The organism is Bacillus sp. F19, from assembly GCA_023823795.1.
Classification (GTDB): domain Bacteria; phylum Bacillota; class Bacilli; order Bacillales; family Bacillaceae; genus Bacillus_P.
Window position 1 is genome coordinate 2,672,028 of record CP085710.1, and the last position, 15,106, is coordinate 2,687,133.

At 39.4% G+C, this 15,106-nt stretch carries 16 protein-coding genes, 1 riboswitch and 1 other annotated feature; all 16 genes read right to left on the reverse strand.

The window, feature by feature from the left end; all coding sequences use genetic code 11:
- Positions 1 to 32: 32 nt before the first annotated feature.
- The 16 genes from LIT25_13615 to LIT25_13690 all read right to left on the reverse strand — a co-directional run bounded on the left by LIT25_13615 (position 33) and on the right by LIT25_13690 (position 15,101).
- Positions 33 to 1,391 (reverse strand): sodium-dependent transporter, encoded by a 1,359-nt coding sequence (locus LIT25_13615; protein ID USK31712.1) that lies wholly within the window; start codon positions 1,389 to 1,391, stop codon positions 33 to 35.
- Positions 1,392 to 1,454: 63 nt separating this feature from the next.
- Positions 1,455 to 1,675, reverse strand: a binding site (T-box leader).
- Between the two features lie 127 nt (positions 1,676 to 1,802).
- On the reverse strand, positions 1,803 to 2,069 hold the full coding sequence (locus LIT25_13620; GenBank protein USK31713.1) for a hypothetical protein: 267 nt from the start codon (positions 2,067 to 2,069) through the stop codon (positions 1,803 to 1,805).
- Between the two features lie 195 nt (positions 2,070 to 2,264).
- Entirely contained in the window at positions 2,265 to 2,924 is a 660-nt protein-coding gene (locus LIT25_13625) for a prolyl oligopeptidase family serine peptidase (GenBank protein ID USK31714.1), read from the reverse strand.
- A 116-nt stretch (positions 2,925 to 3,040) separates the two neighbouring features.
- Positions 3,041 to 3,862, reverse strand: coding sequence for a membrane protein insertase YidC (gene yidC, locus LIT25_13630; GenBank protein USK31715.1), 822 nt, complete (start codon positions 3,860 to 3,862; stop codon positions 3,041 to 3,043).
- The gene (locus LIT25_13635; protein USK31716.1) at positions 3,811 to 4,179 is read right to left on the reverse strand and encodes a hypothetical protein; all 369 of its coding nucleotides are present in this window, start codon (positions 4,177 to 4,179) and stop codon (positions 3,811 to 3,813) included. Before LIT25_13635 ends, yidC begins: the two co-directional genes overlap by 52 nt.
- 364 nt (positions 4,180 to 4,543) lie before the next feature.
- Positions 4,544 to 4,717, reverse strand: a riboswitch (cobalamin riboswitch).
- A 6-nt stretch (positions 4,718 to 4,723) separates the two neighbouring features.
- Complete coding sequence (gene bluB, locus LIT25_13640; protein ID USK31717.1) at positions 4,724 to 5,380, reverse strand: 5,6-dimethylbenzimidazole synthase; 657 nt, start codon at positions 5,378 to 5,380, stop codon at positions 4,724 to 4,726.
- Positions 5,381 to 5,477: 97 nt separating this feature from the next.
- Positions 5,478 to 6,365: a kinase gene (locus LIT25_13645; protein ID USK31718.1), complete on the reverse strand. Its 888-nt coding sequence runs from the start codon at positions 6,363 to 6,365 to the stop codon at positions 5,478 to 5,480.
- Positions 6,366 to 6,525: 160 nt separating this feature from the next.
- On the reverse strand, positions 6,526 to 7,095 hold the full coding sequence (locus LIT25_13650) for a nitroreductase (protein ID USK31719.1): 570 nt from the start codon (positions 7,093 to 7,095) through the stop codon (positions 6,526 to 6,528).
- Positions 7,083 to 7,886 (reverse strand): uroporphyrinogen-III C-methyltransferase, encoded by an 804-nt coding sequence (gene cobA / locus LIT25_13655; GenBank protein USK31720.1) that lies wholly within the window; start codon positions 7,884 to 7,886, stop codon positions 7,083 to 7,085. The genes LIT25_13650 and cobA overlap by 13 nt, the downstream gene beginning before the upstream one ends.
- 262 nt (positions 7,887 to 8,148) lie before the next feature.
- Positions 8,149 to 9,525 (reverse strand): cobyrinate a,c-diamide synthase, encoded by a 1,377-nt coding sequence (locus LIT25_13660; GenBank protein USK31721.1) that lies wholly within the window; start codon positions 9,523 to 9,525, stop codon positions 8,149 to 8,151.
- A 16-nt stretch (positions 9,526 to 9,541) separates the two neighbouring features.
- A complete protein-coding gene (locus tag LIT25_13665; protein USK31722.1) occupies positions 9,542 to 10,666 on the reverse strand; it encodes a cobalamin biosynthesis protein in 1,125 nt (374 codons plus the stop codon).
- On the reverse strand, positions 10,663 to 11,436 hold the full coding sequence (gene cobM, locus LIT25_13670) for a precorrin-4 C(11)-methyltransferase (GenBank protein USK31723.1): 774 nt from the start codon (positions 11,434 to 11,436) through the stop codon (positions 10,663 to 10,665). The genes LIT25_13665 and cobM overlap by 4 nt, the downstream gene beginning before the upstream one ends.
- Positions 11,436 to 12,137 (reverse strand): precorrin-2 C(20)-methyltransferase, encoded by a 702-nt coding sequence (cobI, locus tag LIT25_13675; GenBank protein ID USK31724.1) that lies wholly within the window; start codon positions 12,135 to 12,137, stop codon positions 11,436 to 11,438. The genes cobM and cobI overlap by 1 nt, the downstream gene beginning before the upstream one ends.
- A complete protein-coding gene (gene cbiE / locus LIT25_13680; protein ID USK31725.1) occupies positions 12,134 to 13,348 on the reverse strand; it encodes a precorrin-6y C5,15-methyltransferase (decarboxylating) subunit CbiE in 1,215 nt (404 codons plus the stop codon). The genes cobI and cbiE overlap by 4 nt, the downstream gene beginning before the upstream one ends.
- Complete coding sequence (locus LIT25_13685; protein ID USK31726.1) at positions 13,332 to 14,450, reverse strand: cobalt-precorrin-5B (C(1))-methyltransferase; 1,119 nt, start codon at positions 14,448 to 14,450, stop codon at positions 13,332 to 13,334. Before LIT25_13685 ends, cbiE begins: the two co-directional genes overlap by 17 nt.
- Before the next feature lie 3 nt (positions 14,451 to 14,453).
- Positions 14,454 to 15,101, reverse strand: a complete 648-nt coding sequence (locus tag LIT25_13690) for a precorrin-8X methylmutase (GenBank protein ID USK31727.1) — start codon at positions 15,099 to 15,101, stop codon at positions 14,454 to 14,456.
- Between the last annotated feature and the right edge of the window lie 5 nt (positions 15,102 to 15,106).

Below are 15,106 nucleotides of genomic sequence, written 5' to 3' on the forward strand. Positions count from 1 at the left end.
AACATAAGGAGGGCAAACTTGATAGAGCTGATTTAACGGGAAAGCAGTTTCCAGATTCCCAAAACATCCAGCAAAACGAGGAAAATAGCGATTGGAACTACATATCTCATTAAAAAGAACCAAGTGTTAAAGAGTCCTTTAGATAAAGACGAACCGTTAGCAAGTTCTGAGTAAAGCATGGATTTTTTCATTTTCAAAGGAACAAAGATGGAGATCAGCAAAGCGCCAATCGGCATCAGAATGTTGCTGACCAAATAATCGGCTGCATCAAAAATTGATTTTCCGAAAATGCTTACTTCACTCCAGATTCCAAAGGATAAAGCAGATGGCACTCCAACTGCGAATATAAGCATTCCAATGATCCACGACCATTTAATCCGTTTGTCAGCATCACCTTTAGAAATCACAGATACAATAATTTCAAGCATCGAAAAAGCTGATGTTAGAGAAGCAAATAAGAAAAGCAGCAGGAAGGCAACGAAAAATGCCATTCCAAATGTCATTTGATTAAAAACGGTCGGAAGTACATTAAATAATAAGACAGGACCTGCATCAGGCTTCAGTCCAAATGAAAAGACTCCCGGGAAAATAGCTAATCCTGCCATAACAACGATAAATATATTCATACCTACAATCGAGATCGCAGATTGCGGCAAATTCGAATCCTTTGGCAAGTATGAACTATAGGTAAGCATAACTGAGACACCCACACTTAGTGTAAAAAAGGATTGTCCAAGTGCTGCAAGAATGGCTTCAGAAGTTAATTTTGAAAAATCAGGATAAAATAAAAATTTTACACCTTCCATTGCACCTTCTAGTGTAATGGAACGGAATATCAGCACTAAAAATAATAGAAATAAGGCCGGCATCATAATTTTGCTTGTACGTTCAATCCCATTTTGTACACCCTTTGCAACAACGGCAATGGTTATGATCATAAATACAAGGTGGGCTCCAACGCTAAGCAGCGGATTTGAAATCGTAGCACCAAATAACTCCCCATACTGCTGCTGATTAAGTCCATTCAATTCTCCTGATATCGCTTTAACTAAATATAAAATGATCCATCCGCCAATGACACTATAAAAGGAGAGCAGGACAAAGCAAGTAATCATGCCCAGGTATCCAATAGAATACCATTTTGAATCCGGTGCAATTTTTTTATAAGATTCAATCGCATCACTTTGTGTGCTTCGCCCGATTGCAAACTCTGCAAGCAGCAAAGGCAATCCAAGCAGGATCGTGAACAACAGGAAAATGAAAAAGAACGCGCCCCCGCCGCTTACCCCTGCAATATACGGAAATTTCCAAATTGCTCCAAGTCCGATGGCAGATCCTGCTGCAGATAAAATAAATCCTAGTTTTGAAGACCACTGCTGATTTTCTTTCATGTTGCACCTCTTTAAAGTTTCTATATTATTAATGAAAACGCAAAAAAGCCGCCCCTATAAAAATATAGGGGCGACTATTCATCGCGGTACCACCCTAGTTGAGAATAAAATCATTCTCCGGCTCTGAAGTCTATATCGGGACAACCCGTTAATCCCTTCCAATAGGTCGAAATTAAAACTCAGGGACCGAAATTCATCTTTTTTGTATGTACTGATTTCCACCAACCATCAGCTCTCTAAAACAGTGACAATAAGATTACTTTGCTTCCCATCAACGTTACGTTCCATTAATTTATAGATAATTTAAACATTTGAGACATGAGCTTGTCAACATAAATTGTATTATTAAAAAAGGAAAATAGATTTTTCAGCTGCTGTTTCGCAAAAAAGAATCCAATCAATGAAGGAAGACTATTCATCAAAAACTTCCGGTTCATTAAAAACGGTAATCACTTTTGAAGCGCTATTTATCTTACAGTCCAAATTCCAAATGGTTTTCTTAAAGCAAACGACATCCTCATTTTCAAGGTAAAACTTTAAGAGCACATCATCTTCGGCATCAATAATCGCATATTTATCCTTGCTTCTGAAAAGCTCGTGTTCTTTATGCATCACGACTTTCCAGCCATGTTCCAATGAGAATTCTTTAAAATCTTTGGTGAACTTTTTTAAATTCATAAAGCTTTACCTCCAATCAGCATTTATTTTCATAAAAAAAGCTTGTGTACAGATGGATTAAATGGTATATTACTAGAGCGATGAGCTGATTTGTGTAAGTCGAAGGACATGCGGTTTTCCGCACACATGAATGTGGTCATGTGGTTTTTCGCCTCAAAACGCAAGGAGACGACTGTTTTTACAGCGTCTCCTTTTTTATTTACTTTGCTTCAGAAGCCATGAAAAAAACTCAGGATCATTGTAGGCAGCTGTCCAAGAGTCATGACCTGCTTCAGGGTAAGAAGTAAACGTTACATTCCCTCCCGCAGTTTTAATAGCATTCACCATATCCAAGCTTTCCCTGATTGGGATAACATCGTCTCTTTCCCCATGAAAGATCCATGTTGGAATTTCTTTTAACCGCTCTGCTTTTTCAGGGCAGCCTCCCCCGCAAATAGGCGCTAATGCAGCAAATAGATCAGGCATCCTTGATGCAAGCTCAAAAGCCCCATAAGCTCCCATACTCATCCCTGTTAAATATATTCGCTTGAGGTCGACGCGATGCGTTTTAATAACCTCTTTTAGAAGTGCAGACACACCATCTAATTCCATGATCCAATTTGCTATCCTTGCAGTGGAAATTGGACATTGAGGTGCAAGGAGAATAAACGGATAGTCTCCTTTATCAACGACTTCCGGCAGACCTATTTTTTTTACATGCTCTGGATCTGTTCCCCGTTCCCCGGCTCCGTGAAGGAACAAAACAAGCGGTACCTCTCCAGTTCCTTCTTCATATCCTGCTGGAAGTTTTAAAAGGTAGGACAGATTGACATCTATTACTTTTGTGATTGTTTTTTGAAACACATCTGATCTCATTTGGTTACTCCTTTAGTTGTTTTCATTTATGTCATCTATTACATTCTGCCTGATAAGCAGCAAACCCTTTTTTAAGCAGCAAAAAAGGCCAATTCACTTAGAATTGGCCCTGGGTGTTATGATTTCGCTATTGATAATGAGCTTGGTTCTGCTTGAAATAGCTTCTTTGTAAGCAATGTTTGAAGGATGACAAAGATTCCGCCGATCGTCCAGTATAGAGGCAATGCAGCAGGTGCTGTCAGAGAAAATATGCCAATCATGATTGGCGAGAGATAGCTGAACATCGCCATTTGCTTTCTCTGCGCCTCATCAAGACCGATTAATGTAACTCTTGACTGTAAAAAATAGATCCCGGCAGCTAAAAGAGTCAATGTTAAATCAGGACTGCCCAAATTGAACCATAAAAACGAATGCTCAGCGATTTCAGGAGTTCTTTGAATGGCATAATAAAAGCCTGTCAGAAACGGCAGCTGTATAAGAAGAGGCAAGCACCCTCCCAAAGCAGCCAGCGGATTAATATTATGCTTTTGATAAATCTTCATCGTTTCCTGCTGAATCTTCTTCTTTGTTTCAGCATCTTTTGCTTTTTTCATTTTTTCCTGCAGTGCTTTTAATTCAGGCTGTGCTTTTTCCATTTTGCTTTTCATATGCATCTGATCTTTTGACTGCTTTAAAGCAAATGGCAAAAGCAAGAATCTGATCAACAGCGTGACCAGGATAATTGACAATCCGTAGCTTCCTTGAAACCAGTCCGCAAATGTTGTAAGCAATACAGAGAAGGGATACACAATATAGTGATTAAAAAAACCAGGTGTCTGGCCTGTAATATCCTGAATGTTTCCATTTGCCTGCTGGCAGCCGCTCAGTAAAATCAGCAGTGTAATTCCTAACAGTATGAGTGATGTTTTCCGTGAAATGAATGCAGCTTTCTTTTCCATTTAAATCCTCCTTGGTGTTTTCCATTTTGAGCTAAACTTCCAAGAAGGATATTAGATGGTACATCATCACCTGAATCATACCGCCTCATTTGTCTGGTAATCCATATGGATATGGCATTCGTTTCATTTTGCATCCGCTGCGAGGGAAATTGATTCTCCTGCTCTTTTTTCATGACCGGCTTTAAAAACGGATGCTTCTTTAATGATTGATTCAGCAAGTAGCCGAAAGCAAACATGGCTGCTACAGTAAAGAAAAAGCTTAACAGCGATAAATATGTCGCCAAATCATGTGTAAATTCTAAGATCATCTGCTGCATGCATTCACCTCCTTTTCATACCATCAGTATATACTTATAAATAGGAAAAAGAAAGTGGATGACAATACCATGGCACGCCACCTTGAAAAAGTTTTGAGCAGAAGTAAATGGCTCTTTTTCACCACTATCATAAACAAATACGTTAACTGGGTCCTCGATGTTACCTAATTTCGTTTCGATTCTCGTTCATATCGGTTTTAATGGCAGTGATTAATTCTTCAGCTCTGTCTTCCACTCGAAAGATTCACTGATTCGAAATGCAGAAATTAAGACAAATAAAAAACGCCCACCGAAACCATGAGCGAACTTAAACTAAAACGAGAAAAAAGGATATACTTAAAAGCACTTCTCGTCCCGCCCTCTCAATTCCCGAAGCAATAAAGGCAGATCTCCTGATTTATGAATCACCCTGCTTTAAGGCCTTCCCATAAAATAAAATTACAGTGCGTTCGCATTTACAGCTGCGGGGAAAGTTCTGGATTCACACCACATTTCCCTATTAAGTCCACCTTAGGACACCTTCACTGTTAAATAATTATGTGTTTCAATCACCTTGATGTTTGTTTTCTCCCCATTTATTCTCATAGATAAGCTTTGCTAGAGGCTGCCTTTTTTCCCAATTAGCTAATTCTAAAATAGGTTTCTCCGGATATTCATCCGTATAACCAATAGATAGAAGAGCGATAGGATCAATATGCAGCGGGATATCTAATATGTCACGAATATCATTCTTTTTATAAAAACTTACCCACCCTAAGGCAAGCCCTTCAGCACATGCTGCCAACCACATATTTTGAATGGCACATGCTGTTGAAAGAATATCTGTTTCAGGAATTGAATTTCGCCCTAATACATGTGAACCTCCTCTTGCAGGGTCGCAAGTTACACATATTGTGATTGGAGCTTCTTTTAAACCTTCCACTTTTAAACCAAGAAATCTTGTTTCTCTTTCCCCATCATAATGAATAGCTAATGCTCGTCTTTCCTTGTCTGCTGCCCAAGCTAATTTTTCTTTTATTTCATCAGAAGAAATGATTATGAAATTCCAAGGCTGCATAAATCCAACTGAAGGTGCATGATGAGCAGCGTTTAATATTCTATGTATAATATCTTTAGAAATAGGGGCAGACAGAAAGCTTCTAATATCTCTCCTCCTGTAAATCACTTTATAAACAGATTCTTTTTCTTCTTTAGAAAACATAAAATTTCTCTCCTCTATTTTCTAAAAAATTTTCCCTATCTTAAATTTTCCAGAATCTCGCAAAACTTCATTGAACATTTATTATGTTTAGTCTACTCTAGTCTGATCTATGAAAATAATAGAAAGGTTTCATGTCAGGCTGATTGCTTAACTGGATAATACGTTTAGAAATTGTTTCTGAAATTTCGCCAATATTCTCAAAAGACGGATTCAATAAAACCCCTAGAACAGTGCCGCTGTGAGCGATGATAAGTCCTCCATCGTACTTTGAAGCAAAGCTTTTAAATTCACTAAAATAACGTTTAGGCAATATTTTTTGGTTTATACCGGCGCTTAGTGTCGCTGCTTGACAAACAAAAGACAAATCCTGAAATTCTATTCCTAATTTAACCAAATGATATGCCTTTAAGAAAACGGCTTGATCCTCCTTGCTATATTGTTTGGGCTGTCTGTTAAATTCAAGCGTATTAATTGTTCCTCCTAAATCCATTCCGATCAAAACGAAGGATGGTAAAGGACCAAGCGTCTCTATTAATTGGCCATGAATGTAGTCGTATGCAACCACCTCTTTATACATAACACCATCAGTAGGCTCAATCTCACTGGAAATCCGTGAGATGATCTCTTCTGACAAGGGTATGGAGTAACTATCCGCAACAGCCTTCATTGCAGCAACAACATCAGCTGAACTACTGGCCATCCCTTTACCCCTCGGAATATTCGAGTTAACCTCCAAATGCCCCCCACCTTTTAAATCAAACCATTGAAACACCTTTTTGCATGCTTCTACCGCTTTTGCATTTAAGAGTGGCCCAGTAATATCACCCTTCTTGTTATGAGGAATAAAAACAGCGTTACTCCTTAGAATTGGTATAGGCAGCGATATTAAAAATGGGCGTTCACATAAAACGCCTTGAACAAGTTCGCCAAACGTGCCATTGCACCTTCCTCTTCCCACCTGCATGCCAAAAACCCCTTTTTCCAATCAGCCAAACCATTAGAGGATACAAAAAACATAATCAATTAATAGAATCTACTTCGCTTAAATAGATTGAGGTTTTTCAATATTTTCCTCCTACAAGAGGCAGCCGCATTGTAGAATGGGGTTCAGCCTGTTGGTTCTTCCTTCATATTGTCTCTTCTTTCTATAACCAAACCGTTTTTTCTTCAAAGGATGTTCTTGCGGAAGTCTTCATCTTCTTTAACGCCTCTTCATCTGGATATCCAATAAAAATATTCCCTATTATCTTCTTATTCTCAGGCGCACCAATGAACTGATACATGCGTTTATCATGAACAAGCCCCACGCCTCTTGTCCGCCATACAAATCCTAATCCCAGATCCTTCGCGGCCAGCCACATTGAATGAATCGCACAGCATACTGCATATTCATTATCTCGAGACGCTTCTTCATCCTCAGGAACGATATCAGATGTAACAACGATATGTACCGGTGTGTTCTTTAATACTTTCAGGGAACTTTGTACTAAATTCGGTTTTGTTGGAAAACGTTCTTGCAAAAACTCTTCTGCCAGCTTCTCATACCTTTTTTTAGCTTCACCTCTTATCACATAAAACCCCCATGGCTCTCTCATCCGATCGTTTGGCGCCCAAGTTGCTATTTCCAGTAATTTTTTAATCTTTTCGTCTTCTACGGCATGATCACGATAGTCACGTATTGCCCTGCGACTTTTTAATTCCGTTATGATTGACACGCTGCCCCCACCTTTTTTTTATCTTTGTCTTTTAATAATTCCATCTCTTCAAACCACTTTATTTTCTCCCTTAACTTAACCACATCACCGACAAGGATAATTGCAGGATGCTTTATTTGTGCAAGCTCCGCCTCTTTTTCAATCGTATTCAGGCTCCCTGTGACTGTTTTCTGTTTTTCCGTTGTCCCCCATTGGATAACGGCTACTGGGGTTTCCTGACTTTTTCCATTCTCGATTAACTTTTTGCAAATATAAGGTAAGTTTCCTACTCCCATGTAAAAAGCAATTGTATCTATTCCCTGAGCAAGGGCTGACCAATTCAGATGATCCTCTTCCTTTTCAGCGCGGCCATGACCTGTAACGATTGCAAAGGAAGAGGCGTGGTCCCGGTGTGTAACCGGAATTCCCGCGTAGGCAGGGGCAGCGATACCTGAGGTAATGCCAGGCACAATTTCATATTTTATACCACTTGCTGCCAGCACCTCAGCTTCTTCCCCAACACGTCCAAATACACATGGGTCTCCGCCTTTTAATCGTGTCACCGTTTTCCCTTCCAGTGCGTACCGAACTAAGAGTTCATGAATTTGTTCTTGAATAAGTTCATGTTTTCCGGGAAGCTTTCCGCAAAAAATAAATTCCGCATCGTTTTTGGCATGGTTTAATAGCTCATTATTTACTAATCGATCATATAAAATCACGTCAGATTTTTGGATGCACTCCAAACCATAAACTGTAATTAATTTCGGATCTCCCGGTCCTGCCCCGACAAGATAAACGTATCCTTTTGTCATGATCATTTCTCACTTCTTTCATTTTTCTCTATAGTCATATTCCTTTGTTAGAACTCTTCCTTTTCGACATTCTAATAGGAGTGGAGCAAGATTGTCATAAAGCTTCGATTCCCCATATGAATCTTGTAACCTTTTACATGGAATGGGTGACGTTGAAACTGGAGCTTCTCTTTCTATATATTTTGGATACAGGAAAACAGCGATCCATTTCCTTCTGATGGTTGGGTATTGCCGTAACCTATTTTAAAATGATTGAACAGCTTTACCCATTGGCTTTAATTTCCTTGCACCTCTCTATCCAATTCATTACCATTTCAGAACTAGAAGCAAAATGAAAATGAGTATACCCTGCTACCAGGTTATGTTTCAAATAACCTTCTTTCTTCGTACCGCGCATGCCTTTAGTTTCATATGCATACTCTATTTCATTTTCAGAATGGAAGGTTGAATAATGAAATTCATGACCTTTTGCTTTTTGTTTCTCACCGATTAAAAAATTATTTTTTCGTCCGCTAATTTCTCTGTAACCTAATGCAGCTCGTTTTGATTGCATTTTTACATCGCCGGAAATGACTCCTGCCATTTGGTAGCTGATTTTATTGGTTGTTTCGATTGAATCTGTCAGGTACATAAAGCCACCACATTCAGCAAGTGTTGGTAATCCTTGCTCAATTGCCTGTTTTATGGAGTCTTTTGCAATATGATTATTTGAGAGAGCAGGAGCGAATTCTTCAGGAAAACCTCCGCCTAGATAAAGTCCATTAACACCAGCTGGTAATGCTTCGTCTGCCAATGGCGAGAAAAAAACAATTTCAGCACCGTAAGACTCCAGGATTTCTAAGTTCTCAGGATAATAAAAATTAAAAGCCGCATCTTTTGCTACCGCAATTTTAACCGTTTTTTCTGCTTTTTTTTCAAAAAGCGAAGATGTTCCGGTTTTATTCAGCGGCGAAGCTAAAGATATTTCAAGTAATTTATCAATGTCGACAGTTTCAAGAACAAGCTCTCCTAATCTATCAAAAAAAGGATCAAGATTTCCTCTTTCAATAGAAGGAATAAGTCCAAGATGCCTCTCTGGTATTTCAATATCAAGCTCACGTCCTAAATAGCCGATAACAGGAACCTGACATTCTTGTTCTATTGCCGTCTTTACCAGTTTAAAGTGTCCTTCGCTTCCAACTTTGTTTGCTATAACTCCTTCAATCCTAGGGCCATCTGCGAATATTTGGAATCCTTTGACAATGGCTGCTGCACTTCGAGCCATACTGGCACAATTTACAACCAGCAAAACAGGCGCTCTCGTTATCATGCTAATCTCTGCAGTACTTCCTTGATTCGTTTTCGGGTTTTTTCCGTCAAAAAAGCCCATAACCCCTTCTATAATTGAAATGTCCGCTCCACGGCTTCCATGTGTAAAAATATCAACAACTGTATCTTTTGATAACATCCAACTATCCAAATTACGGGCAATCCGTTTTGTCACAGCGGTATGATAGGATGGATCAATATAATCTGGTCCGCATTTGAATCCTTGTACAGTTAACCCTCTTTTAATTAATGCGGACATTAACCCAATTGTTAATGTTGTTTTGCCGACACCGCTTCCGGTACCAGCGATCACGATTCTTCGTTCTGCCACCTAACATTCCACCTCTCTAAAAGGAAATGACTGCAACGGATATTGTTACATTGCCTGATTTCTTCTTGCAAATCGACAGAGATTCTGCACCGCTGTACAAACGTGCAGCAGGCTCACTAACTCCATAGGCGCCAGTAAATTTAAACACCGTCTCAGAAGGTTCTGCAATTTGAACACGATTTAATTCTTCTGATGAATAACATATAAATTCCCAGTTATTTTTTTGAGATACAGCAATTAACCCTTCTTCATCTTTTTTAAGATCAATAGAGCAAATAGCTTTAACACTTTTAATCGAAAAATGCAGCTCATTTAGTGTTTCATGAATGACTTGATCGATTTCTTCCATTGAAGTACCTCTATTACAGCCAATACCAAGTACTATGACTTTAGGACGGTAAAGAACACCATTATGTAATATTGCTTCTTCATTCTTGTTTAAATTTCTATGAGTAACAACGAGTGCTGCATTCGGTTTAGCATGAATTGCTTCTTCAATCGATTGATAGACTTTAATTGTTTCCGGAAGGGGACTATTGTAATTCCACCATTCTTTTTCTCCAGATTCCTGAATAATTGCAACATGTTCTTCATTTACGACTGATGCACTGACAGGAGTTAATTTTTCGGCACTTTCCCAAACCCAGCCAAACTTACTCCCAAATAGATCGACAGGTATTGTTTTTTGAACGTCAGATGCGGTTGTAATTACAGGTGCTGCACCTAGTAAATCAGCGACTTCCTTAGTTAACTCGTTTGCCCCTCCTAAATGTCCGGATAACACACTAATAGCATGCTTCCCTTTGTCATCAATAACGACAACAGCCGGATCTGTTTTTTTATCTTTTAAAAGAGGTGCAATCATACGTACGACAGCACCTAATGAGATGATCATGATGATTCCTTTATATGATTGAAAGAGTGATGGAAGAAGAAGCCGCACATTCCCTTCAAAAAGAAAAATATTTCTTCGTTCTTCATCACCTCTCTCAAATTTACTCATATAAAATAAATCTGTCTGATGAAATTTCGCATGCAAGTTACGAGCCAGTTCAACACCGTGCTTTGTAATCGCTACAATGGCATATGTTCCTTTTTGTTCAAGCGATACGTTTTTTCCCTCTTCCAGGACGAGTGTCATTCTTTCACTCCTTTACGAAATCCGTGTGTGAACGCTTTATCATAAAGCTTTGACCTAAAATCTTTTTGATGAATATCCTTATCTAGTGCCCACCCCGCTAAAATCATCGCTTGTTTTCGTATTCCGTTGGCACGCATATCTTCATCAAGGTGTTCGAGGGTTGATCTTACTATTTTTTGATCAGGCCATGATGCTTTATAGACCACCCCGACTGGTGTATCCTTTCTCCAGCCTGCATCGAGAAATTCTTTGACAATCTTTTTTGTAAGCGTAGCACTTAAAAACAAAGCAACTGTACAATGGTGTTTTGCTAAATCTCTCAGCTTCTCAGCATCAGGTACAGGTGTGCGTCCTTCAGCACGTGTTAGAATCACTGTTTGTGTCAACTCAGGAATCGTCAGCTCTGCACCTAGTGCTGCTGCTGAGGCAAAGACTGAGCTAACTCCCGGGATAATTTCAACACTTACGTCTTTCTTGTTTAAAATAGAAATTTGCTCCATGATTGCTCCGTAAACAGCTGGATCTCCTGTATGGACGCGCACTACCTTTTTTCCTTCATGAACTCGATCCACCATGATCTCAACCATTTCATCAAGATGCATTCCTGCTGTCTTGATAATCTCTGCTTCAGGTTTTGCCCGTTCTATTAGTTCCGTGCTTACCAATGAATCAGCATACAGTACAACATCGGCTTCTTGAAGTAACTTTAATCCCTTTACAGTAATTAATTCCGGGTCGCCCGGTCCTGCACCTATGATTGTTATTTGCATTATTTTCTCACCACCATTAATGTTAAATATTCCAATTCTGCTCGATCCAGCTCCTGAATGTCCCATATAATCTCCTCATCTGAAGTTACCTTTGTCACAACTGAAGCTTTGTCGAGTAAATCCAGTTCACGAAGAATTTCCAGCATTAAATCCATTACTTTCGCGACCTTAATAAAAATAATGCAGTCGTTTTCAATGATTACTTTTTTCATAGCTTCATAGTCATCTCTTGCAGGAATGATCGCGACATGGTCATCCCCTTCTGCAAGCGCAATACCAAGTCTTGAAGCTGCACCGTTAATTGATGAAATCCCAGGCACCGTTTTAATTTTCACTTCGGGATAGCGGACCTTGACAAGGTTCATCATATGAATAAATGTACTGTATAAAAGGGGATCACCCTCTGTAACAAACGCGACATCCTTGCCTGCCTTTAGCTTTTCCCAAACAAGCTCCACTGTTTTTGACCATTCACGTTCAAGAATGTCAGGGTCCTTTGTCATTGGGAAAACAAGGCCTAACATCTCTTTTTCTCCCGGCGTTATGTACACATCAATAATTCGCTGGGCATAGCTTTTGCTGCCTTTTCTTTTTTTAGGGTATGCGATCACTGGAGATTCCTTAAGCTTTCGAAAAGCTTTTACTGTCAGAAGCTCCGGATCACCAGGACCTACGCCTAAACCGTATAATGTTCCTATCATGGCTGTTCCCCTTCCGTATGCTGTGCGGTAATAATATAGATCGGATTCAATGCATCAAATCGTGTGAGGTTTAAAATCGGTTTACTCCTGGAAACCTGAGCGAGTGTAATTTTTGTTTCAAAACCTTTGCTTTTAAATCCATTAACAGCTTGCATTAAATTTTCAATTGTTACTGCATTTAACACAATTCGTCCGCCCTTTTTTAAACGCGAACAGCAAACAGTCAGAATATCCTCCATACTCCCAGCAGTACCGCCAATAAAAATCGCATCAGGATCTGGAAATTCCTCTAAATGATTTGGTGCTTTTCCATGAATCAGTGTAAAGTCCGTTTTGAATTTCACCATATTCAGCCGGCAATTTTCAAGGTCATGTTCATTTTTTTCAATCGCAAAAACCTGTCCTTCTTTTGCAATCAAACAAGCTTCAATTGCAACAGAACCAGTACATGTTCCAATATCCCAAACAATGCTGCTTTCTGTTAGCTTTAATTCACTTAAGCTAATCGTTCGGATTTCTTTTTTTGTCAGTAATCCCTTTTCTGGCTTTCTTTGATAAAACTCTTTATCATCAATTCCAAAATGGTACGTTTTACTCTCTGATATCTTTTGCAGAATAACAACGTTAAGCGGGGAGAATTCGAGGCTCTGCAATTCTTCAAGTTCATAAAAAGCAAAGCGTTCATTCTCTCCGCCTAGATTTTCAGCCACAAATGCCCTGTACTGATTCATGCCAAATGATTGTAAATACCGGGCTATTTCGGAAGGAGTATTTTTAGCATCAGTAAGCAGCGCTACTTTTTTACGCCCATTTATTCGTTGGGCCAGTCCTTTCATGCTTCTCCCATGAACACTAAGTACAAATGCATCCTGCCAGCTCTCATTCATTCTTGCAAATGCTAGCTGGACCGAGCTTATATAAGGATAAATTTCGACATCAAGCTTCTTGGCTAAATAACTGCCAATTCCATAAAATAAAGGATCACCAGATGCTAAAACGACAATTCTCTTAGTTTCTTTGCTCAAATATGTAACTAGCGAAGGTAAACTACCTTTAATGGCTACTTTTTCACCTTGATAATCTTTGAAAAAAGATAATTGCCTTTCGCCTCCTACTAGAATTTCACTCTCATAAATCCATTTTTCATAGATAGGAAGAAGACTTTGTTTTCCATCATCACCTATTCCAATTAGCTTAACCTTCTTTGTCATTTTTCCCAGCCTTTCCAAGTAGCGTACCCTTCATGGAGTACAAACTTGTTTCAATCGAAATCCCGCCGCCAACTTCTTTTAACCCAGCTGTACAGCAATATTCACAAAGAATTGTAAAAAAGTCGTTATAACCAAGCTCAAGCATGAGATCACCTACTTGTGACGCTGTATTGGCTTGCCGAATTGTTTGGATCAGTTGTTGATCTTTAACACCTGCTTCAAAAGCCACATTTGCTAAAAAGTTAAAATCAACGGGTGCACTTTTGGAATGAACCATCATGACGCCTTGTGCTACTTTTGAAAATTTCCCCATCATTCCAACCAAAGATACTTTCTTAATCCCCTGACGTTTACATTGTTTTAATGTAAAGCCGACGAAATCCCCCATTTCAACAAATGCCTCTTCTGCAAGGTCAGGATATTGTTTGATCCCGAATTTTTCACTTCGTCCGCCTGTAGTAATTACAACGTGGTCACAATTACTTGCTCGTGCCACACTTATGGCTTGCACGATACTTGCCATATATGCAGAACTAGAAAATGGGATAACAGTTCCTCTAGTCCCTAAAATTGAAATCCCGCCGATTATTCCAAGTCGCTTATTGAGCGTTTTTTCTGCCATTTTTTCACCATCAGGGACAGAAATAATGATTTTGATCCCTCTTGTAAGTCCATGAGAGGTTAGAATTTCTTCAGCAGTTTCATAAATCATTTTCCGCGGTACTGGATTTATTGCAGCTTCACCGACGGGTACTGGGAGTCCTTCCTTTGTAACACGGCCAACTCCAACACCGCCATCAAGGGTGATGCCAGGTTTATCACACCAAGAAACAGTGGATATAATTAAAGCACCATGTGTGGCATCTGGATCATCACCAGCATCTTTAATTGTTCCAGCTTCAGCCAGACCAGGCTCAACGATGCAACTTTCCATTTCAAAGGTGGCAAATTTCCCGACTGGCAAAAAAATCGTTGCTTCAGCCTGGGGCTTTCCTGTTATTAATGCCACTAATGCCGCTTTCGTTGTTGCCGCTGCACATGCGCCTGTGGTATATCCAGAGCGCATTTCCTTTTTTTCTTTTTTTTTTGCTTTTCCTTCCATCGTTTATTCCTTTTCAGCTAGAAGTGAGATTGCATTCAGTGCCGCAACCGTAATCGTACTACCGCCTTTTCTGCCTGCATTTGTAATAAAAGGTACATCTAATTTTGCTAACTCTTCTTTTGATTCCGGAGCTGAAACAAATCCTACTGGAAGCCCGATGACTAAACTTGGTTTTGCTTCCCCTTCTTTAATGAGTCGAATTAATTCCAATAACGCTGTTGGAGCATTCCCGATTGCGAAAATCCCGCCATCAAATTGCTTAATGGCTTTTCTAACTGAAATGATTGCCCGGGTCGTATTTAAACGTTTTGCTTCTTCCATTACATCTGGATCGGAAATATAAACATTCACGCTGCCGCCATGTTTTTCAATTCTCCCTTTACTGACTCCACTTAGAATCATTTGAACATCCGCATAAACCTGTTCCCCATTTCGAATGGCCTTTATCCCTGCTTGAATGGCGTCGTCATGAAAAAGCATACTATGTCCCAATTCGAAATCAGCAGAAGCATGAACAACCCGCTGAACAATCTTGTATTGCTGTTCTGTAAAAGCATGTTCACCAAACTCTGAATCTATCATGTTAAAACTCAATCCCTCAATTTCTTGAGGCTGTACAGTTAAAGGCTTAAATTCTGTACGAAAATCCATCATAA

Bases quoted from the DNA above. Each gene is read 5' to 3' on its own strand.
- LIT25_13615 (USK31712.1), bottom strand. From the start codon at position 1,391: ATGAAAGAAAATCAGCAGTGGTCTTCAAAACTAGGATTTATTTTATCT.
- LIT25_13620 (USK31713.1), bottom strand. From the start codon at position 2,069: ATGAATTTAAAAAAGTTCACCAAAGATTTTAAAGAATTCTCATTGGAA.
- LIT25_13625 (USK31714.1), bottom strand. From the start codon at position 2,924: ATGAGATCAGATGTGTTTCAAAAAACAATCACAAAAGTAATAGATGTC.
- yidC (USK31715.1), bottom strand. From the start codon at position 3,862: ATGGAAAAGAAAGCTGCATTCATTTCACGGAAAACATCACTCATACTG.
- LIT25_13635 (USK31716.1), bottom strand. From the start codon at position 4,179: ATGCAGCAGATGATCTTAGAATTTACACATGATTTGGCGACATATTTA.
- bluB (USK31717.1), bottom strand. From the start codon at position 5,380: ATGTTTTCTAAAGAAGAAAAAGAATCTGTTTATAAAGTGATTTACAGG.
- cobA (USK31720.1), bottom strand. From the start codon at position 7,886: ATGACAAAAGGATACGTTTATCTTGTCGGGGCAGGACCGGGAGATCCG.
- LIT25_13665 (USK31722.1), bottom strand. From the start codon at position 10,666: ATGACACTCGTCCTGGAAGAGGGAAAAAACGTATCGCTTGAACAAAAA.
- cobM (USK31723.1), bottom strand. From the start codon at position 11,436: ATGCAAATAACAATCATAGGTGCAGGACCGGGCGACCCGGAATTAATT.
- cobI (USK31724.1), bottom strand. From the start codon at position 12,137: ATGATAGGAACATTATACGGTTTAGGCGTAGGTCCTGGTGATCCGGAG.
- cbiE (USK31725.1), bottom strand. From the start codon at position 13,348: ATGACAAAGAAGGTTAAGCTAATTGGAATAGGTGATGATGGAAAACAA.
- LIT25_13685 (USK31726.1), bottom strand. From the start codon at position 14,450: ATGGAAGGAAAAGCAAAAAAAAAAGAAAAAAAGGAAATGCGCTCTGGA.
- LIT25_13690 (USK31727.1), bottom strand. From the start codon at position 15,101: ATGGATTTTCGTACAGAATTTAAGCCTTTAACTGTACAGCCTCAAGAA.